At 73.4% G+C, this 17,477-nt stretch carries 20 protein-coding genes; 13 read left to right on the top strand and 7 right to left on the bottom strand.

Annotated features, from left to right (window positions below; genetic code table 11):
• The first annotated feature begins 25 nt into the window (after window positions 1–25).
• Genes ACZ7KF_RS33345 through ACZ7KF_RS33330 form a run of 4 tightly spaced genes read left to right on the top strand, consistent with a single transcriptional unit; the run spans window position 26 to window position 3,490 of the window.
• Window positions 26–952 (top strand): ABC transporter ATP-binding protein, encoded by a 927-nt coding sequence (locus tag ACZ7KF_RS33345; RefSeq protein WP_471083538.1) that lies wholly within the window; start codon window positions 26–28, stop codon window positions 950–952.
• Entirely contained in the window at window positions 949–1,689 is a 741-nt protein-coding gene (locus ACZ7KF_RS33340; protein WP_471083535.1) for an ABC transporter permease, read from the top strand. Before ACZ7KF_RS33345 ends, ACZ7KF_RS33340 begins: the two co-directional genes overlap by 4 nt.
• Window positions 1,686–2,879 (top strand): sensor histidine kinase, encoded by a 1,194-nt coding sequence (locus tag ACZ7KF_RS33335; protein ID WP_471083532.1) that lies wholly within the window; start codon window positions 1,686–1,688, stop codon window positions 2,877–2,879. The genes ACZ7KF_RS33340 and ACZ7KF_RS33335 overlap by 4 nt, the downstream gene beginning before the upstream one ends.
• On the top strand, window positions 2,876–3,490 hold the full coding sequence (locus ACZ7KF_RS33330; RefSeq protein ID WP_471083529.1) for a response regulator: 615 nt from the start codon (window positions 2,876–2,878) through the stop codon (window positions 3,488–3,490). Before ACZ7KF_RS33335 ends, ACZ7KF_RS33330 begins: the two co-directional genes overlap by 4 nt.
• Before the next feature lie 7 nt (window positions 3,491–3,497).
• On the opposite strand, the gene ACZ7KF_RS33325 is transcribed toward ACZ7KF_RS33330, so the two are convergent.
• Window positions 3,498–4,385 carry a transglutaminase family protein gene (locus ACZ7KF_RS33325; RefSeq protein ID WP_471083526.1) on the bottom strand — a complete coding sequence of 296 codons (888 nt, stop codon included), beginning with the start codon at window positions 4,383–4,385 and terminating at the stop codon, window positions 3,498–3,500.
• A gap of 8 nt (window positions 4,386–4,393) precedes the next feature.
• Complete coding sequence (locus ACZ7KF_RS33320) at window positions 4,394–5,533, bottom strand: GNAT family N-acetyltransferase (RefSeq protein WP_471083523.1); 1,140 nt, start codon at window positions 5,531–5,533, stop codon at window positions 4,394–4,396.
• 140 nt (window positions 5,534–5,673) lie between these two features.
• Here ACZ7KF_RS33320 and fdxA point away from each other — a divergent pair, with 140 nt between their 5' ends.
• Window positions 5,674–5,994 carry a ferredoxin gene (gene fdxA / locus ACZ7KF_RS33315; protein ID WP_014674796.1) on the top strand — a complete coding sequence of 107 codons (321 nt, stop codon included), beginning with the start codon at window positions 5,674–5,676 and terminating at the stop codon, window positions 5,992–5,994.
• Window positions 5,995–6,149: 155 nt separating this feature from the next.
• Complete coding sequence (locus ACZ7KF_RS33310) at window positions 6,150–7,247, top strand: bifunctional succinyldiaminopimelate transaminase/glutamate-prephenate aminotransferase (protein WP_471083520.1); 1,098 nt, start codon at window positions 6,150–6,152, stop codon at window positions 7,245–7,247.
• A gap of 159 nt (window positions 7,248–7,406) precedes the next feature.
• On the opposite strand, the gene ACZ7KF_RS33305 is transcribed toward ACZ7KF_RS33310, so the two are convergent.
• Complete coding sequence (locus tag ACZ7KF_RS33305) at window positions 7,407–7,826, bottom strand: ATP-binding protein (protein WP_471083517.1); 420 nt, start codon at window positions 7,824–7,826, stop codon at window positions 7,407–7,409.
• 284 nt (window positions 7,827–8,110) lie between these two features.
• Window positions 8,111–9,100 carry a VldE C-terminal domain-containing protein gene (locus ACZ7KF_RS33300; protein ID WP_471083514.1) on the bottom strand — a complete coding sequence of 330 codons (990 nt, stop codon included), beginning with the start codon at window positions 9,098–9,100 and terminating at the stop codon, window positions 8,111–8,113.
• A 94-nt stretch (window positions 9,101–9,194) separates the two neighbouring features.
• Between ACZ7KF_RS33300 and dapE the strand changes: the two genes are divergently transcribed.
• Together dapE and ACZ7KF_RS33290 are read left to right on the top strand one after the other, a co-directional pair.
• The gene (gene dapE / locus ACZ7KF_RS33295) at window positions 9,195–10,274 is read left to right on the top strand and encodes a succinyl-diaminopimelate desuccinylase (RefSeq protein WP_471083512.1); all 1,080 of its coding nucleotides are present in this window, start codon (window positions 9,195–9,197) and stop codon (window positions 10,272–10,274) included.
• Window positions 10,275–10,378: 104 nt separating this feature from the next.
• Window positions 10,379–11,137 (top strand): LOG family protein, encoded by a 759-nt coding sequence (locus ACZ7KF_RS33290; RefSeq protein ID WP_471083509.1) that lies wholly within the window; start codon window positions 10,379–10,381, stop codon window positions 11,135–11,137.
• A gap of 172 nt (window positions 11,138–11,309) precedes the next feature.
• Here ACZ7KF_RS33290 and folP read toward each other — a convergent pair whose 3' ends face one another.
• Entirely contained in the window at window positions 11,310–12,170 is an 861-nt protein-coding gene (folP, locus tag ACZ7KF_RS33285) for a dihydropteroate synthase (RefSeq protein ID WP_471083506.1), read from the bottom strand.
• Window positions 12,171–12,307: 137 nt separating this feature from the next.
• On the opposite strand from folP, the gene ACZ7KF_RS33280 reads away from it, so the two are divergent.
• Window positions 12,308–12,673, top strand: a complete 366-nt coding sequence (locus ACZ7KF_RS33280; RefSeq protein WP_471083503.1) for a DivIVA domain-containing protein — start codon at window positions 12,308–12,310, stop codon at window positions 12,671–12,673.
• Window positions 12,670–13,257 carry a DNA-3-methyladenine glycosylase I gene (locus tag ACZ7KF_RS33275; RefSeq protein WP_471083500.1) on the top strand — a complete coding sequence of 196 codons (588 nt, stop codon included), beginning with the start codon at window positions 12,670–12,672 and terminating at the stop codon, window positions 13,255–13,257. Before ACZ7KF_RS33280 ends, ACZ7KF_RS33275 begins: the two co-directional genes overlap by 4 nt.
• 43 nt (window positions 13,258–13,300) lie before the next feature.
• Here the strand turns inward: ACZ7KF_RS33275 and chcB are convergent, their stop codons facing one another.
• Window positions 13,301–14,104 (bottom strand): 2-cyclohexenylcarbonyl CoA isomerase, encoded by an 804-nt coding sequence (chcB, locus tag ACZ7KF_RS33270; protein WP_471083497.1) that lies wholly within the window; start codon window positions 14,102–14,104, stop codon window positions 13,301–13,303.
• A gap of 372 nt (window positions 14,105–14,476) precedes the next feature.
• Between chcB and ACZ7KF_RS33265 the strand changes: the two genes are divergently transcribed.
• On the top strand, window positions 14,477–14,644 hold the full coding sequence (locus ACZ7KF_RS33265; protein ID WP_018544333.1) for a DUF3117 domain-containing protein: 168 nt from the start codon (window positions 14,477–14,479) through the stop codon (window positions 14,642–14,644).
• Window positions 14,645–14,778: 134 nt separating this feature from the next.
• On the opposite strand, the gene ACZ7KF_RS33260 is transcribed toward ACZ7KF_RS33265, so the two are convergent.
• Window positions 14,779–15,474, bottom strand: coding sequence for an O-methyltransferase (locus ACZ7KF_RS33260; RefSeq protein WP_471083667.1), 696 nt, complete (start codon window positions 15,472–15,474; stop codon window positions 14,779–14,781).
• Window positions 15,475–15,710: 236 nt separating this feature from the next.
• Between ACZ7KF_RS33260 and sigE the strand changes: the two genes are divergently transcribed.
• The gene (sigE, locus tag ACZ7KF_RS33255) at window positions 15,711–16,424 is read left to right on the top strand and encodes an RNA polymerase sigma factor SigE (RefSeq protein ID WP_471083494.1); all 714 of its coding nucleotides are present in this window, start codon (window positions 15,711–15,713) and stop codon (window positions 16,422–16,424) included.
• A complete protein-coding gene (locus ACZ7KF_RS33250; RefSeq protein WP_471083491.1) occupies window positions 16,421–17,467 on the top strand; it encodes an anti-sigma factor family protein in 1,047 nt (348 codons plus the stop codon). The genes sigE and ACZ7KF_RS33250 overlap by 4 nt, the downstream gene beginning before the upstream one ends.
• Window positions 17,468–17,477: the final 10 nt, after the last annotated feature.

Below are 17,477 nucleotides of genomic sequence, written 5' to 3'. Positions count from 1 at the left end.
GGGCCCGCTCGGCCAGCATGGACGCATGACGACGACAGCGGCACCGGCCACCACCCCGGTGGTCGGGTTCGACCAGGTGACCAAGACGTACGGGAGCGTGCGGGCCGTGGACGGCCTCTCGCTCCGGCTGTACCCGGGCGAGACCGTCGCCCTCCTCGGCCCGAACGGGGCCGGCAAGTCCACCACTCTGGACCTGCTCCTCGGGCTCAAGCACGCCGACGGCGGCACGGTGAGCCTGTTCGGCACCAGCCCGCGCGAGGCGATCGTCGCCGGCCGGGTGGGGGCCATGCTCCAGAGCGGCGGCCTGATGGACGGGGTCACCGTCGCCGAGCTGGTGAGGCTGGCCTGCTCGCTGCACCCGCGGCCGTACCCGGTGGCCGACGTGCTGGCCCGCGCGGGCATCGCCCAGATCGCCGACCGCAAGGTCGACAAGCTCTCCGGCGGCCAGGCCCAGCGGGTCCGGTTCGCGATCGCCACCGCCGGCGACAGCGACCTGATCATCCTGGACGAGCCGACCACCGGCATGGACGTCTCCGCCCGCCAGGCCTTCTGGGCCACCATGCGCGAGCAGGCCGACCAGGGCCGTACGGTCCTCTTCGCCACCCACTACCTGGAAGAGGCCGACGCCATCGCCGACCGGGTCCTGGTGCTGCACCGCGGCCGGCTCCTCGCCGACGGCACCGCCGCCGAGATCAAGGCCAAGGCGGGCGCCCGGCGGATCGCCTTCGACCTGGAGGGCGAGATCGACGAGAGCGCCCTGCGCGGACTGCCCTTCCTCACCTCGGTCGACGTGTCGGGCCAGACGGTCCGCATCCAGTCGTCCGACGCCGACGCGACCGTCCACGCCCTGTACGGCCTCGGCGTCTACCCCCGCAATCTCGAAGTCGCCGGCCTCGGCCTGGAGCAGGCCTTCGTCGCCATCACGGAGGCCGAGGAGGCCAAGCAGTCGTGAACAGCCTGATCAGACTGGAACTCACCCGCGCCCTGCGCAACCGCAAGTTCCTGTTCTTCTCGGTGATCTACCCCTCGGCGCTGTTCCTGCTGATCGCGGGCAACGCCGACACCCACACCGAGATCGACGGCACGGGCCTGACCCTGCCGACGTACATGATGGTCTCCATGGCCTCCTTCGGCGCCCTGACCGCCGTGCTCATGGGCAACAGCGAGCGCATCGCCAAGGAGCGCGAGAGCGGCTGGGTACGGCAGTTGCGGCTGACCACCCTGCCCGGGCGCGGCTACGTCCTGGCCAAGACCGCCGGCGCGGCCGTGGTCAGCCTGCCGTCCATCGTGATCGTGTTCCTGGTCGCCGCGGTGGTGAAGGACGTACGCCTCGACGCCTGGCAGTGGCTGGGTCTCACCGGCGCGATCTGGGCGGGCAGCCTGGTCTTCGCCGCGCTCGGCGTCGCCCTCGGCTACCTCGCCAGCGGGGACGCGGTCCGCCCGATCACCATGATCACCTACTTCGGCCTGTCCATGCTGGGCGGCCTGTGGATGCCGACGACCACGTTCCCGCAGTGGTTGCAGGACATCGCCAAGTGGCTGCCCACCCATGCGTACGCTTCCCTGGGGCGGGCCATCGAGCAGAGCCAGGCACCGCACGCCCAGGACATCGCCGTCCTCGCCGTCTCGTTCGTCCTCTTCGCGGGCGGCGCGGCCTGGCTGTACCGGAAGGACACGCTGAAGGCGTGAGCACGACGACGGAAGACCGGCGGACCGGGATGCCGAAGCGCACCCCCCTGGGCTGGCCGCCCCGCAACCGGCGCGAGCTGCTGGTCAAGACCCTGTGGATCGGCGTCTGGCTGATCTTCCTCAGCTCGCCGGTCGAGGACCTGGTGGGCGGCGGCCACGGCACCGGCGCCACCGTGGCCGGCGCGCTCGGCCTGACCGTCTTCGTGGGCGTCTACCTGACGCTGGTCTTCCGCAACATCGGCCGGCCGTTCTCCCCGCGGGTCGTGCTCACGCTGGGCGGGATCCTCGGCGTCCTCGCCCCCGTGCTGGCCTGGACCCTCGGCGGCGCCTGGCTGGGCCTCTTCGTCTACCTGTCGGTCGCCTGGGGGGCGACCCTGCCGCTGCGGGCGGCCTACTGGGCCATCCCGGCCTCCGCCGTGGCGATGTACCTGATCGGCCTGCACTCCGACGAGAACGAGGCGCGCGGCCTGGTCGTGCTGGTCCTCCTCATCGGGTTCGCGATGACGGGCGTGGGCCAACTGGTCAGGACCACCATCGAGTTGCGCAAGGCGCGGGCCACCGTCGCCCAGCTGGCCGCCAACGAGGAGCGGCTGCGTCTCGCCCGGGACCTGCACGACCTGCTCGGCCACTCGCTGTCGCTGATCACGCTGAAGAGCGAGCTGGCCGGCCGGATGCTGCCCGACCACCCCGGCAAGGCGGCCCAGCAGGTCGCCGACATCGAACAGGTCAGCCGGCAGGCCCTGGTCGACGTCCGGGAGGCCGTCACCGGCTACCGGCGCCCCCGGCTCGCCGCCGAACTCGCCGGCACCGAGGTCGCGCTCAGCGCCGCCGGCGTCACCGCCGAGGTGCCCGCCGAACCCGATCTCACCGGCGTCCCCGAGGAGGCCGAGTCCGCGCTCGCCTGGGCGCTGCGCGAGGCGGTCACCAACGTGGTCCGGCACAGCGGCGCCGACCGCTGCGTCGTCCAGCTGCTGCACCGCCAGACCCTCGACGGGCCGGTGCTCGAACTCACCGTCGAGAACAACGGATCCGGCGGCTCCGGCAAGGGGCCCGGCAACGGCCTGACCGGCCTGACCGAGCGGCTGGAGAAGGCCGGCGGCGGCCTGGAGGCGGGCCGGGTCAAGCACGGGTTCCGGCTCGTCGCCCGCGTGCCCACGGCCCCCGCGGCCGACGTAGGATCCGGGGCATGACGAGCACGATCAAGGTCCTGCTGGCCGAGGACCAGTCGATGGTCCGCGAGGCGCTGGCCGCGCTGCTCGGCCTGGAGGACGACATCGAGGTCGTCGCCCAGGTCGCGCGCGGCGACGAGGTGCTCGCGGCCGTCGGCGCGCACGGCGTGGACGTGGCGCTGCTCGACATCGAGATGCCCGGCTGCACCGGCATCGAGGCGGCCGCCCGGGTGCACCGGGAGTTCCCGCGGGTCAAGCTGGTCGTCCTCACCACCTTCGGCCGGCCCGGCTACCTGCGCAGCGCCATGGAGGCGGGCGCCGACGCCTTCCTCGTCAAGGACGCGCCGGCCGCCCAGCTCGCCGAGGCGATCCGCAAGGTGCTGGCCGGCGAGCGGGTCATCGACCCCACCCTGGCCGCCGCCGCGCTCGCCGAGGGCGCCAACCCCCTCACCGAACGCGAACGCGAGGTGCTCCGAGCGGCGGCCGACGGCTCCACCAACGCCGAGCTGGCCCGGACCCTCCACCTGTCCCAGGGCACGGTCCGCAACTACCTGTCGACGGCCATCCAGAAGCTGGCGGTCCGCAACAGGGCGGAAGCGGTCCGCACGGCCCGGGACAAGGGGTGGCTCTGAGGCGTGCTCAGTTGAGTTTGGCCCGTGCGATGCGTGCCTCCTGCCGTACCTTCAGGGCCGCCGACTCGTCGACCACCTCGATCAGGTCGGCGTAGGCCGCCAGCTCCTCGGAGCCGGCGACGAACTCTCCGCGCTGCACCAGCAGTTGCCCGCGCTCGTAGCGCAGCCGCGCCGGGTGCGAGGGGATGAGCAGCGCGAGGTCCACGGCCCGCAGCGCCACGTCCGAGCGCTCCGGCCGGGCCGCCGCCCACGCGCGGATGTTGTTGAGGATCCGCTGGACGACTTCCAGCGGCGCCGCCGGCTCCAGCATCGAGGGGTCCAGCGGAGCCCCCGTGGCCCCCGCCACCAGCAGCTCGGTGTCCGTCCCGGTCAGCACCCGGCCGCCGTCGAACGGATCGGCCAGCACCTGCTCCGCCGCCGCTCCGAACCCGACCACGAAGTGCCCGGGCAGCGCCACCCCGTACACCGGAGCCCCCGCCCGGCGCGCGACCTCCAGCCACACCACCGACAGCAGGATGGGCAGCCCGCGCCGCCGCCGCAGCACCTCGTGCAGCAGGGACGACTCCAGCCGCTGGTAGTCGCCCGGCGTGCCGTGGAACTCGTGGCGGGCGCCGAGCAGCCGGTGCACGGCCTCCGCCCAGGCGCGCGGCCCGCCCGGCCGGTACGGCAGTTCGCCCGCCAGCCGGTCCAGCTCCGCCTGCGCGGTGTCGATGCCGGTCTCGTCCAGCGAGCCGTCCGCCTCGGCGCCGATCAGCAGGCACAGCGCGGACAGGTCCGGACGTTCGGAGCGGGCCTCCTCGGCGAACCGGCGCCGCAGCTCGGCGGAGCGCTCCGGCGGGGGCGGGTACGGGGGCGGCAGATACGGATGATGCATGGCAGGCTCATGCCCTTCCACGGCGGTTCCTACGACCGTCCGGGGCCGGCGGGCGTCTCCGGCTCCTCCGGTGCCCGGTAGTGGTGGTAGGCGTGGTGCGGGGTGAAACCGAGCGCGCGGTAGAGCGCCCGGCCGCCCTCGTTGTCCGCCTCCACCTGGAGCCAGGCCGCCGAGGCGCCCTCGTCCAGCGCGCGCCGGGCCAGCGCGGCCATCACCTCGGTGGCCAGCCCCTGCCGCCGCCGGCCGGGGTCCACCTCGACGGCGGCGAACCCGGCCCATCGCCCGTCCACGACACACCGCCCGATCGCCGCAGGCGGCTCACCGGCCCCGGCACCGGGCACGGACGCGAACCACACGGACGGGTCCGCCCCGCTCCGGGCCGCCTCCGGGCGGGAGGAGGCCGACCCGAGCACCCGCAGGGCCACCTCGCTCACCCCCTTGCGCTGGTACCGGGCGAGCCAGGCCTCGTCCGCCGTCCGGGACAGGACCACACCCGCGCCCCCGGCCCGGTCCGCGACCGGCGCCAGGGCACCGGTCCACAGCTCGGCGGTCACCTCCCGCACCCAGCCGCGCCGCTCCAGCTCCGCGCACAGCAGTTCCTGCGTGCCCTCGGCGCCGGTCGCGGTCTGCACGTAGGCGGGCAGGCCACGCTCGCCGTACCAGCGTCGTACGGCGTCCAGGGCCGCGTCGAGCGGAAGACCGGGATCGCCGAGCGGCAGCACGCTGTTGGCCCGCCGGGTGAAGCCCACCCGGCGGCCGGCCGGACGCTCCCCAGGTGCCGAGGGCCCGGCGGGGTCCCCGTCGCGCGGCGGCGTTCCGGCCGCCGCCCGCAGTTCCCACTCGCCGAGCCGCTCGCTCTCCACCGGCCGCCACGCCCGCGCGGCGATGCGCGCGAGTTCCGGGTACGTGGCGGCCGGCCCCCTGCGACGCGCCGGGGCGGCCGGCACGACCTTCCCCGCGACCAGCGTGGATTGCGCGATTCGGACACTTTTGCCGTCCCGCTGTGTGATCATGAGCACGCCACCGTCCCATGATGTGAGAACACCCACCGTGTCAGTGAACTTCTCCGGTCCCGAGCCTGGTTCGCCCATGCGCCGTACAGAGACTCGTTTCCCCACGTCAGCAGGGGTGATTCGGACTTCCAGGCGTCCTGTCGCCGAGATTTCCACTGGTCAGTTCACCCCTCCTGTTCGGATCATGCTCCGGAACGGAGATACTAGGGGCGGGCATCGACGACGCCGCGCTCCCGCGCGCCAGGCGGCGGAGCCTGAGGAGGCCCGCCAGCGCCCTATCGAGGAGGAACGACAGCGTGACCTACGTCATCGCGCAGCCTTGTGTCGACGTCAAGGACAAGGCGTGCATCGAGGAGTGCCCGGTCGACTGCATCTACGAGGGCCAGCGGTCCTTGTACATCCACCCGGACGAATGCGTCGACTGTGGTGCCTGTGAGCCGGTCTGCCCGGTCGAGGCGATCTTCTACGAGGACGACGTCCCGGAGGAGTGGAAGGACTACTACAAGGCGAACGTCGAGTTCTTCGACGAGCTGGGCTCGCCCGGCGGTGCCAGCAAGCTGGGGCTGATCGAGCGCGACCACCCCTTCGTCGCCGCGCTGCCGCCGCAGGGCGAGTGACCGTCTAAGCGCCAAGCGGCCCGCTCCCCGGTTCCCGGCTCGACCCCGAACCGGGGCACCCGCGCCGCCTCGGTCCCGTACGGCCCGATCGTCCCGATCACCGCCGTACGGGACCGAGGCGTTTGCCGCACCGTACGAAAGAGAGCCTGATTCCCGTGTCCGCTGTCACCGCCCGCCTTCCCGACTTCCCCTGGGACAAGCTGGCCCCGTACAAGGAAACGGCCTCGGCCCACCCGGACGGCATCGTCGACCTCTCCGTCGGCACCCCGGTCGACCCGGTCCCCGAGCTGATCCAGAAGGCCCTGATCGACGCGGCCGACTCGCCGGGCTACCCGACCGTCTGGGGCACCCCCGCGCTGCGCGACGCGATCACCGGGTGGCTGGAGCGCCGTCTGGGCGCCCGCGGTGTCACCCACCGCCATGTCCTGCCCGTGGTCGGCTCCAAGGAACTGGTGGCCTGGCTGCCCACCCAGCTCGGTCTCGGCCCCGGCGACAAGGTCGCCTACCCCCGCCTGGCCTACCCCACCTACGAGGTCGGTGCCCGCCTCGCCCGCGCCGAGTACGAGGTCTACGACGACCCGCGCGAGCTGGACCCGGCGAACCTGAAGCTCCTCTGGCTGAACTCCCCGTCCAACCCGACGGGCAGGGTGCTGTCCCGGCAGGAGCTGGCGGACATCGTCGCCTGGGCCCGCGCCCACGGTGTCCTGGTGTTCTCCGACGAGTGCTACCTGGAGCTGGGCTGGGAGGCCGACCCGGTCTCGGTCCTGCACCCGGACGTCAACGGCGGCTCCTACGACGGCATCGTCGCCGTCCACTCCCTCTCCAAGCGCTCCAACCTGGCGGGCTACCGCGCGGCCTTCATCGCCGGCGACCCGGCCGTCCTGGGCCCGCTGCTGGAGATCCGCAAGCACGGCGGCCTGATGACCGCCGCGCCCACGCAGGCCGCGGTCGTGGCCGCCCTCGGCGACGACGCCCACGTCCAGGAGCAGCGCGAGCGCTACGCGGCCCGCCGCGAGGCCCTCCGGGCGGCCCTCCTCGCCAAGGGCTTCCGCATCGAGCACAGCGAGGCGAGCCTCTACCTCTGGGCCACCCGGGACGAGTCCTGCTGGGAGACGGTCGCCCAGCTGGCCGCCCTGGGCATCCTGGTGGCCCCGGGCGACTTCTACGGCGAGGCGGGCAGGAACCACGTCCGGGTGGCCGTCACGGCGACGGACGAACGCGTACAGGCGGCGGTGGCCCGCCTGACGGCGTAACCCGCCCGTCCCCGCGGACACGGGCCGCAGCCCGGCCCGTCCGGCGGTGTGGCGGGCCCGACGGTGTGGCGCGCCCGCCCGTTCCCGCCGACGCGGGCACAAGAGACCGGCGGGGCCCCGGGTGAACCCGGGACCCCGCCGGCGGTGGCAGCCGTGTGATCAGCCGATCGGCAGGCCCTTGACCGGCAGGTTGGACGTCGGCAGGCCGCCCTTCGCCGTGCCCACGGCAGCGTCCCCGAGGACACCGCCCGCGGTCGCGGCCGCGTCCCCCGCGGCCTGCTGCGCCGCGGGCGCCGCCTTCTTCACGACACCGCCGCCGGCCTTGCCGGCGGCCGGCAGCGCCTGCTCCACCGCCTTGCCGCCGGCGCGGCCCGCGAGCGCGGTGACGTTCTGCGCGGCACCGTCGACGGTGGTGGCGACGTGCGCCGCGTCCGGCGTGGCCATACCGCTCAGGTTCGGGGTGGCCGCCGGCAGGGTCGTGGCCGCACCGGCGGAGCCGGCCGCACCGACCCCGGCAGCCGCTCCCGCTGCGACGAGCAGCGCGGCACGGGCGATCCGGCGGGTCAGAGGGAGGGACATGATGCTCCATTCGACGGGAGAGAACGGTGTGCGTCCAAGCTCGGGTCCGGCCCGGACGCCGTGACTACCGCTCGAAGCCCGCGAAGGTTGCGGACGCCCCAGGTAAAGAATGGATAACGCATCGCATTATCAGGTGTGGATAAAAATGGGCAAAGACCGTCTGCCGCTACCTGCGCAGAATCCTTCCAGCCCTTGATTTCCAAGAGAATCCGCGTCCGGCCCACACCTCACCCCGACGGCCCCGCGACCCGGGGCCGCACAACCCGTGGGAGTGATCCGCCGTACTACTGTCCGGTCACGATCCGGACCGTGCCCACGGACCTCTCCGCCCCGCCCGCCCCCGCCGAGGAAACGGCCTTCCACACGCTGCCGCCGCTCCCCGCGGTCCACTCCCGCCCCGCGTACGACACGCGGTCGATGTGCAGTGCCGACGCGTTGGCGACCGCCCACTGCGCCAGCTGCCAGCCGCGCGCCCGCTCGTCGCGCCCGCTCGCGTCCGTCCTCGTGCCCTCGGGCACCGGAACGGTCACCGTCCGCCCGTGCGCGGTCGCGGTCACGCTCGGCGACGGAGACGGCGACGGCACGGGCGTCCCGCCCACCTCCGCCCCGGCCTCCTGCAGCGCGTCCCGCCCGAAGTCCCGGACCAGCGCGGCCCGTACCGCGTCCGGGCCGGTCGCCGCGGCCGTGCGCTGCGGACGCCCGTCACAGGTCAAGGCGGCCGCCGCACGGCCGGTCAGCGCGCCGGCCAGCAGCGAGGCGTCCGGCTCGTGCTTGGCGTACGCCTCCGGGTAGCCGCTGCGCTGCACCCGCTGCGCGGCCACCGTCAGCGGCAGATCGGTGTAGTTCGGCACCTTGTCCAGGTGCGCGTAGAAGATGCCCGCCGCGTACGCGGGGTCCATGATCTGCCGCTCGGTGCCCCAGCCCTGCGAGGGGCGCTGCTGGAACAGGCCCAGCGAATCCCGGTCGCCGTGCTCGATGTTCCGCAGCCCCGACTCCTGGAGGGCGGTCGCCAGCGCGATCGTCACGGCCCGCTCGGGCATCCCGCGTGCGGTGCCGACCGCGGCGATCGTCGCCGCGTTCACCGCCTGCTCGGGCGTGAACTCGTACGAGGCCCCCTCGCCGGAGGCCGGGAGCACCGTGCAGCCGCGCGCTCCGCCGCCGGTGACGTACTGCACCACGAGGTACGCGGCGACGCCGCAGAGGACCAACAGGGCCGCGGCGAACCGGAAGAGGCGGCCGCGGCGCTTGGGGCGGGTGGGGGACGGCTCTGACACGCGTACAAGGTACTGGAGCCCCGCCGGACCCTCACGAGGGGTCCGTACGCCGGGGACGGCCCGGTCCACCGACCGGCGCGCTAGGGTCGGGGCCATGGCCGACACCTCGCTTGACCTCACGCTGGACGCCGCCGCGCTCACCGCGCAGCTCGTGGACTTCCCGTCCGAGAGCGGCACCGAGAAGCCCCTCGCGGACGCGATCGAGGCCGCCCTGCGCGCCCTGCCGCACCTGACGGTGGACCGCCACGGCAACAACGTGATCGCCCGCACGAACCTGGGCCACGCCGAGCGTGTCGTCCTGGCCGGCCACATCGACACCGTCCCGATCGCGGACAACGTGCCCTCCCGGCTCGACGAGGACGGCGTGCTGTGGGGCTGCGGAACCTGCGACATGAAGTCGGGCGTGGCGGTGCAGCTGCGCATCGCGGCCACGGTCCCCGCCCCCAACCGCGATCTGACCTTCGTCTTCTACGACAACGAGGAGGTCGCCGCCGACCTCAACGGCCTCAAGCACGTCGCCGAGGCCCACCCCGACTGGCTGGCGGGCGACTTCGCGGTCCTGCTGGAGCCCTCCGACGGGGAGGTCGAGGGCGGCTGCCAGGGCACGCTGCGGGTGCTGCTCAGGACCAAGGGGGAGCGGGCCCACTCGGCGCGCGGCTGGATGGGCGCCAACGCCATCCACGCCGCCGCTCCCATCCTGGCCCGTCTGGCCTCCTACGAGGCGCGCCGGCCGCTCATCGACGGCCTGGAGTACCGCGAGGGCCTGAACGCGGTGGCCGTCGGCGGGGGAGTCGCCGGGAACGTCATCCCCGACGAGTGCGTGGTGACGGTCAACTTCCGCTACGCCCCCGACCGCACCGAGGAGGAGGCGATCGCACACGTCCGCGAGGTGTTCGCGGACTGCGGTGTCGAGGAGTTCGTGGTCGACGACCACAGCCCCGGCGCGCTGCCCGGCCTCTCGCACCCGGCCGCGGTGGCCTTCATCGAGGCGGTCGGCGGCACCCCGCGGCCCAAGTTCGGCTGGACGGACGTGTCCCGCTTCTCCGCGCTCGGCGTCCCCGCCGTCAACTACGGCCCCGGCAACCCGCTCTTGGCCCACAAGCGCGACGAGCGCGTGGAGACCGCGAAGATCCTCGCCGGCGAGGAGCGCCTGCGGAACTGGCTCACCGCGTAGGGAGCCCGTTCGCCGCATGCGTGGCGGACATGCGCATGTCCCCCCTCCGTAACCCGGGTGGATCTAGTCTGAGATCGAACTACCGGCAAGCGGAGGGAGCGCACATGGCTACCGGAAACCCCGAGGGGAAGAAGCAGCCGCCGGACGAGCAGCGGCTCGGACCGGTCCTCCGACGGCGGGGCCAGGTCACCGCCAGTACGACCGACCAGCGGCTGCTGGACGCGGGCGGTCCCTCGGACTGGGTCCACACGGACCCCTGGCGTGTGCTGCGCATCCAGTCGGAGTTCATCGAGGGCTTCGGCACCCTGGCCGAACTCCCGCCCGCCATCAGCGTGTTCGGCTCGGCCCGGACCACGGTGGACTCGCCGGAGTACGACGCGGGGGTGCGGCTCGGCCGGGGGCTGGTGGAAGCCGGCTGGGCGGTCATCACGGGCGGCGGTCCGGGAGCCATGGAGGCGGCCAACAAGGGGGCGTGCGAGGCGGGTGGCACCTCGGTCGGCCTCGGCATCGAACTGCCCTTCGAGCAGGGGCTCAACCCGTACGTCGACATCGGCCTGAACTTCCGGTACTTCTTCGTCCGGAAGATGATGTTCGTGAAGTACGCGCAGGGCTTCGTGGTCCTCCCCGGCGGCCTCGGCACCCTCGACGAGCTGTTCGAGGCCCTGACCCTGGTCCAGACGCAGAAGGTCACCCGCTTCCCGATCGTCCTGTTCGGCAGCGAGTACTGGGGCGGCCTGGTGGACTGGCTGCGGAACACGCTGGTCGCCCAGGGCAAGGCGGCGGAGAAGGACCTGCTCCTGTTCCACCTGACGGACGACGTGGAGGAGGCGGTGGCGCTGGTGTCGAAGGAGGCGGGCCGCTAGCACGGGGCCGCGACCGGCCTCGCCGCCCGCCCGACCCGCCCGCTCGGCACAGGCGGCCGGGGAGTCCGGGGCACGGGCTCCCCGTCCCCGCACCTGCCCCCGGCCGGCCCGGTCGGCCGGGGCGTCGCTCCCGGCCGCCCCGGGCGCGTGGGGGCGGGCGAGGAGGCAGGGGTCAGGCCAGGCCGCGGCGGGCCACCGCGGGAGGGCGGTGTCCCGCGATCGACGCCACCATCTCCAGGACCTGCCGGGTCTCCGCCACCTCGTGCACCCGGTATACCTGCGCCCCGAGCCACGCGGAAACGGCGGTCGTCGCCAGCGTGCCGATCAGCCGTTCCTTCACCGGCCGGTCCAGCGTCTCGCCGACGAAGTCCTTGTTGGACAGCGACACCAGCACCGGCCACCCCGTGGCCACCATCTCGTCCAGCCGCCGCGTGGCCTCCAGACTGTGCCGCGTGTTCTTCCCGAAGTCGTGCCCGGGGTCGATCAGCACCGACTCCCGCGGCACCCCCAGCGCCACCGCCCGCTCGGCCAGCCCCAGGGTCACCTCCAGGATGTCGTCCACGACGTCGTCGTACGTCACCCGGTGCGGGCGGGTGCGCGGCTCCACGCCACCCGCGTGCGTGCACACCAGCCCCACCCCGTACCGCGCCGCGACCTCCGCGAGCCCCGGGTCGACCCCGCCCCACGCGTCGTTCAGCAGATCCGCGCCCGCCTCGCACACGGCCTCGCCGACCTCGGCCCGCCAGGTGTCGACGCTGATGATCACCTCGGGGAACCGGCGCCGCACCTCGGCGACGAAACCGACCGTCCGGCGCGCCTCCTCCCGGGCCGTGACCTCTTCCCCGGGCCCGGCCTTGACACCGCCGATGTCGATGATCGCGGCGCCCTCGGCCACCGCCTGCTCCACCCGCGCCAGGGCCGGCTCGTCGCGGAAGGTGGCTCCTTGGTCGTAGAAGGAATCCGGGGTCCGGTTCACGATCGCCATGATCACCGGCTCGTGCGGCCCGAATTCCCGCCTGCCCAGCCTGAGCATCCGCTGTGACCTCTCCTAGTACGTCCCGCAGTACGGCCGCCTGTGACCCTAACTGTCAGACTCGCATGGCACGATCGGACCCTGACAGATTCGGCTTCCGGCACAGCGACCGGTACGAGCGTGGGGACCTTACGGCGATGGTGATGTTCTTGTTCCTGGTCGTCGCGCTGGCCGTCGTGGTCGCCGCGGTGACCCTGGCCGTGGTGGGCGGCGGGGAGAACGCCCCGCTGCCCGAGGTGGCGCCCGAACGGCTCCAGGACCCCCTGCCCGCGGACCGCCCGGTGGGCCGCGCCGACGTGGAGAGCCTGCGCTTCCCGCTCGCACCCCGCGGCTACCGCATGGCGGACGTCGACGACGCGCTCGGCCGGCTCGCCGCCGAACTGGCGGAGCGGGACGCCCGCATCGCCGACCTGGAGTCGGCGCTGGCCGGTGCCAGAGCCGCCGCCGCGCACGTGCACCAGGCGCGGGCGGACAAGAGCGAGGGACCGGAGGACCAGCGATGACGACCGGAGCGGCCACTGCCGGCCCGGACGGCGCCCTGCGCTGCCCCTGGGCCCTGTCCACCGACGACTACGTGGCGTACCACGACGAGGAGTGGGGCCGTCCGGTCCACGGCGACGACGCCCTCTTCGAGCGGCTCAGCCTGGAGGCCTTCCAGTCGGGCCTGTCCTGGATCACCATCCTCCGCCGCCGCCCGGGCTTCCGCACGGCGTTCGCCGGGTTCCGCATCGAGAAGGTCGCCGCTTTCACGGACGCCGACCGCGAGCGCCTGCTGGCCGACCCGGGCATCATCCGCAACCGCGCCAAGATCGACGCCACCGTCGCCAACGCGCGCGTGCTGGCCGACTGGGCCGAGGGCGACCTGGACGACCTGATCTGGTCCCACGCTCCCGACCGGGCCACCCGCCCGGCCCCGAAGACCCTCGCCGACGTCCCGGCGGTCACCCCGCAGTCCACGGCCCTGTCCAAGGCCCTGAAGAAGCGCGGTCTCCGATTCGTCGGCCCGACGACGGCGTACGCGTTGATGCAGGCGTGCGGACTGGTCGACGACCACTTGGAGACGTGCGTGGCCCGCGGCGCCCGGTAGGACCGCGGGCGCCCGGCGGACGCCCGCGGCGGCGTACGCCGGGCTACCGCCCCAGGTACTTGGGCTTCTCCTTGTTCACGAAGGCCTGCACGGCGATCGCGTGGTCCTCGGACTGCCCCGCGCGCGTCTGCAGCTCGTCCTCCTTCTCCAGCGTCTCGTCCAGGGAGTGCGTCAAGCCGTACGCCACCGCCTCCTTGAGCGCCGCGTACGCCACCGTCGGCCCTTCGGCCAGCGCCCGGGCCACCTTCTCGGCCTCGGCGCGCAGCTCGGCCGACGGGACGATCCGGTTGGCGATGCCCAGTTCCAGCGCGTCCTGGGCGGTGATGCTGCGCGGGAAGAGCAGCAGGTCGGCGGCGCGGCTCGGGCCGATCACCCGGGGCAGCGTCCAGGAGACGCCCGAGTCGGCGGTCAGCGCCACCCCCGCGAACGACGTGTTGAACGCGGCGGTGTCGGCCACCAGCCGGTAGTCCGCGGCGAGCGCGAAACCGAACCCGGCCCCGGCCGCGACGCCGTTCACCGCCGCGACCACCGGCTTCGGCGCCCCGGCGAGTGCCCGCAGGATGGGGTTGTAGTGCTCCTTGACCGTGCTCATCGTCTGCCCGGATCCGGAGGCCCGGTCCGACGCGAGCAGCCCGATGTGTTCCTTGAGGTCCTGGCCCACGCAGAAGGCCCGGTCCCCGGCGGCGGTCAGCAGGATCGCCCGGACGGCGGTGTCGCCGGCCGCCGATTCCGCCGCCTCCCGGAGGGCGACCTTGGTCGCGACGTTCAGCGCGTTCATCGCCTCGGGGCGGTTCAGCGTGATCGTCGCGAGTCCGTCGCTCACCTCGTAGAGCACGGTGTCGGCCATGGCGCATCCCCTTCGGTCGCGGCGGGTGACGTACCGCTCAGTACGTCCCTCTCTGAGGACAGCATGGCGGAGATCGCCGCCCACCGGCCGGACGGGACGTGTGACCTGCGTCAAAGAAAACCGGACCGGAGTCGGTGGCCGGATCTCCGTGCGGTGGCGCAGTATCGCAGTCACATCGCCGAATTGGGTGGTTTTGCTCGCGCGCGTTGCCCAAGCGATGCCGACTGATGTTGGTCATCGGGTCCTGCGATGCGGGATAATGGCTGGGAAGCAATGTGTTCGATGCCGGTGTCGCGTGTCCGCTTTGGATGGCGGTTGCCCTCTGGGGGGCCGTCGGCAGACGATGAGCTGGTTTCAGGAAGGGGAACGAGCATGGCGGCCATGAAGCCGCGGACGGGCGATGGCCCGCTCGAGGTGACCAAGGAGGGGCGGGGCATCGTCATGCGCGTTCCGCTCGAAGGCGGCGGTCGACTCGTCGTCGAGCTGACCCCTGACGAGGCCGAGGCGCTTGGCGACGCCCTCAAGAAGGTCGTCGTCTGACGTCCCAACGATCCTGTCCTTGCGGCTGCCCCGGCATCGTACGCGGTGTCGGGGCAGCCGCGTTCCGGGGGCCGTGACGGCCCCGGCCACCGCTCGACGGGGTCCGGCGGTCACCGCTCGGCAGGGTCCGGCGGTCACCGCTTGACGGCGCACAGCAGCCCGTCGCCCACCGGGAGCAGCGACGACACCAGTTCCTGGCTCTCCCGCACGGTGCGCAGCAGTTCCCGCAGCCGCAACACCTCGGTCGGCTGCGGCCCCGAGTCGACCGTACGACCGTTGGCGAAGACCCCTTCGAAGACCACCAGTCCGCCCGGCCGCAGCAGACGCAACGATTCAGCTAGATAGTCCGGGTACTCCAGCCGGTCTCCGTCGCAGAAGACGAGGTCGTAGCCGGCGTCCGCGAGCCGCGGCAGCACGTCCAGGGCGCGGCCGGGGATGAAACGGGCCCGGTTGCTGGCGAAACCGCAGACGCGGAAGGCCTGCCGGGCGAACTGCTGGTGGTCCGGCTCCGGGTCCACCGTGGTGAGCACCCCGTCCGGCCGCATCCCGTGCAGCAGATGGATCCCGGACACCCCGCAGCCCGTGCCGATCTCCGCGACGGCCTTCGCGTCCACCGAGGCGGCGAGCAGTCGCAGCGCGGCGCCCGTGCTGGGCGTCACCGAGCGCAGCCCTGCCTCCCGGGCCCGGTCACGGGCCCAGTGCAGCGCTTCGTCCTCGGCGACAAAGGCGTCGGCGAACGCCCAGCTCGTCTGCCGGTTGCCGGTAATGACCCTCTCCTGTCCCCTGGTTGCCTGGGCGTGACTGTATCCGTTGGCGGCGGGAACCCGCAGATGGGACCGTGCGTTTAAGGGGTGGGGGCGGTGGCCCGGGACGCGACGGGGGGTAAGAGATGGATCAGGACGCCGAGCACATGCTGACGCAGCCGTATGAGCCGTATCAGCCCAGATCAAATTCTCGTAAAACCGCTTATCCGGTCCTAACGGGCGAGGTGGCTATGGTAGGGGCTCCACTGGACACCACCAGAGCCGACAGGGGAGGTGCGGCTGCGCCCGGGGACCGGGGCGGAGTGCTGCGGCGCTTCCTCGGGTCGGCGGGTAGGCCGAAATCCGTGACCGACACCGCTGCTGACCACCACGCCGCCGGTTTCGCCGCAGGCGAGACCCAGACCGCGACCTTCACCACCGACGCGGACGGGCAGGCGTGGACTCCGCCCACGTGGGACGAGATCGTCAGCACGCACAGCGCCCGCGTCTACCGGCTCGCGTACCGCCTGACGGGCAACCAGCACGACGCCGAGGACCTCACCCAGGAGGTCTTCGTCCGCGTCTTCCGCTCCCTGTCGACGTACTCGCCGGGCACCTTCGAGGGCTGGCTGCACCGCATCACCACGAACCTCTTCCTGGACATGGTCCGGCGCAAGCAGCGCATCCGCTTCGACGCCCTCGGGGAGGACGCGGCCGAGCGCCTGGCCAGCCGCGAACCCACCCCGCAGCAGCTCTTCAACGACGCCCACTTCGACGCCGACGTCCAGCAGGCCCTCGACACCCTGGCGCCCGAGTTCCGTGCCGCCGTCGTCCTGTGCGACATCGAAGGACTGTCGTACGAGGAGATCGCCGCCACCCTCGGCGTGAAGCTCGGCACGGTCCGCTCCCGTATCCACCGCGGCCGGTCCCAGCTCCGCAAGGCCCTCGCGCACCGCTCCCCGGAGGCCCGCGCGGCCGAGCGGCGCTCCTTCCTGGCCCGTGTCCCCGCTCTGGGAGGAGGGGGCGCGACCGCGTGACCGGATCACGGCCGAAACCCGTCGAGGAGCCGCATCTCGCGGAGCAGCACCTCGGAGACCGGCTCTCCGCCCTGGTGGACGGGGAGCTGGGACATGAGACGCGAGAGCGCGTCCTCGCCCATCTGGCGACCTGCGCCCGGTGCAAGGCGGAGGCGGACGCCCAGCGTGCGCTGAAGAACGTGTTCGCGGCGGCGGCCCCGCCCCCGCTCTCGGAGAGCTTCCTGGCCCGGCTCCAGGGGCTGCCCGGGGGAGGTGACCTGGACGGCGGCGGCACGCCGCCCCCCGGGGGCGGACTCCTCGGAAGCGGCCCCGCCGCCGAAGCCTCCGGCGTCCTCGGCGTGAGGCGCGGTGACCGCCTCCCGTTCGGATACGTCCCCGCCGGCCCGCACGGCTTCGTCCCCGCGCCCGAGGACCGCGTTCCCGCGCCCGAGGACCGCGGCTTCCGCATCCATCCCGTCGGCCGCCCGGACGACGGCCGCTCCGGCTCCCGCGGGCTGCGCTTCGCGGTCGCCGCGGCCGGTGCGGTGTCGCTGGCCGCGGTCGCCCTCGGCGGCGTGACCACCGCCTTCCCCGGCGACCTGACCACGGACGCCCGCGGCGGCTCCGGCGCCGGCAGCAACGTGACTCCGGCGCGCACCGCGGGCACCGGAGCGGGCGGGGGAGCGGCCACGCCGGACACCCAGCGCCGCCGCCCGGCGGGACCGCTGCTCGCCCAGGGCGGCGCGCTGCTCGGGCCGGTCCCGGTGGCGCCGACCGCCCTGTCCGCGCCGCTGCTGCCCGGGGTGCCCGCCCCGGACACCGGGGTGGCCCGGACCGGCCTGGTGCACGGCCTGACCACGCCGGTGTTCGCCGGTGCGGCGGCCGTCTCCCCGCTGATACGCCCGCTCGACGCGACCGTGGCCCTCCCGCGCACCGACGGGGCCACGACCCCCGGAGTCACCGGCTCCGGCCTGCTGTCCGCCCCCGTCCCCGACACCCCCGCCGCTCCCTCCGTCCCCTCGGCCTCCCCGGTTCCTCCCGGCACGCCCCGGCAGTCGCCCTGACCGGCCACTG

It is taken from the genome of Streptomyces sp. NPDC038200 (assembly GCF_055600785.1).
Note: the sequence above shows the minus strand (reverse complement) of the source record. Positions and strands in the feature narration are given on the sequence as shown.

Excerpts from the sequence above, each read along its gene's own strand:
- ACZ7KF_RS33345 (WP_471083538.1), top strand. The coding sequence starts at position 26 with ATGACGACGACAGCGGCACCGGCCACCACCCCGGTGGTCGGGTTCGAC.
- ACZ7KF_RS33330 (WP_471083529.1), top strand. The coding sequence starts at position 2,876 with ATGACGAGCACGATCAAGGTCCTGCTGGCCGAGGACCAGTCGATGGTC.
- ACZ7KF_RS33305 (WP_471083517.1), bottom strand. The coding sequence starts at position 7,826 with ATGTCCCTCCCTCTGACCCGCCGGATCGCCCGTGCCGCGCTGCTCGTC.
- dapE (WP_471083512.1), top strand. The coding sequence starts at position 9,195 with ATGGCCGACACCTCGCTTGACCTCACGCTGGACGCCGCCGCGCTCACC.
- ACZ7KF_RS33290 (WP_471083509.1), top strand. The coding sequence starts at position 10,379 with ATGGCTACCGGAAACCCCGAGGGGAAGAAGCAGCCGCCGGACGAGCAG.
- folP (WP_471083506.1), bottom strand. The coding sequence starts at position 12,170 with ATGCTCAGGCTGGGCAGGCGGGAATTCGGGCCGCACGAGCCGGTGATC.
- ACZ7KF_RS33280 (WP_471083503.1), top strand. The coding sequence starts at position 12,308 with ATGGTGATGTTCTTGTTCCTGGTCGTCGCGCTGGCCGTCGTGGTCGCC.
- ACZ7KF_RS33275 (WP_471083500.1), top strand. The coding sequence starts at position 12,670 with ATGACGACCGGAGCGGCCACTGCCGGCCCGGACGGCGCCCTGCGCTGC.
- chcB (WP_471083497.1), bottom strand. The coding sequence starts at position 14,104 with ATGGCCGACACCGTGCTCTACGAGGTGAGCGACGGACTCGCGACGATC.
- ACZ7KF_RS33265 (WP_018544333.1), top strand. The coding sequence starts at position 14,477 with ATGGCGGCCATGAAGCCGCGGACGGGCGATGGCCCGCTCGAGGTGACC.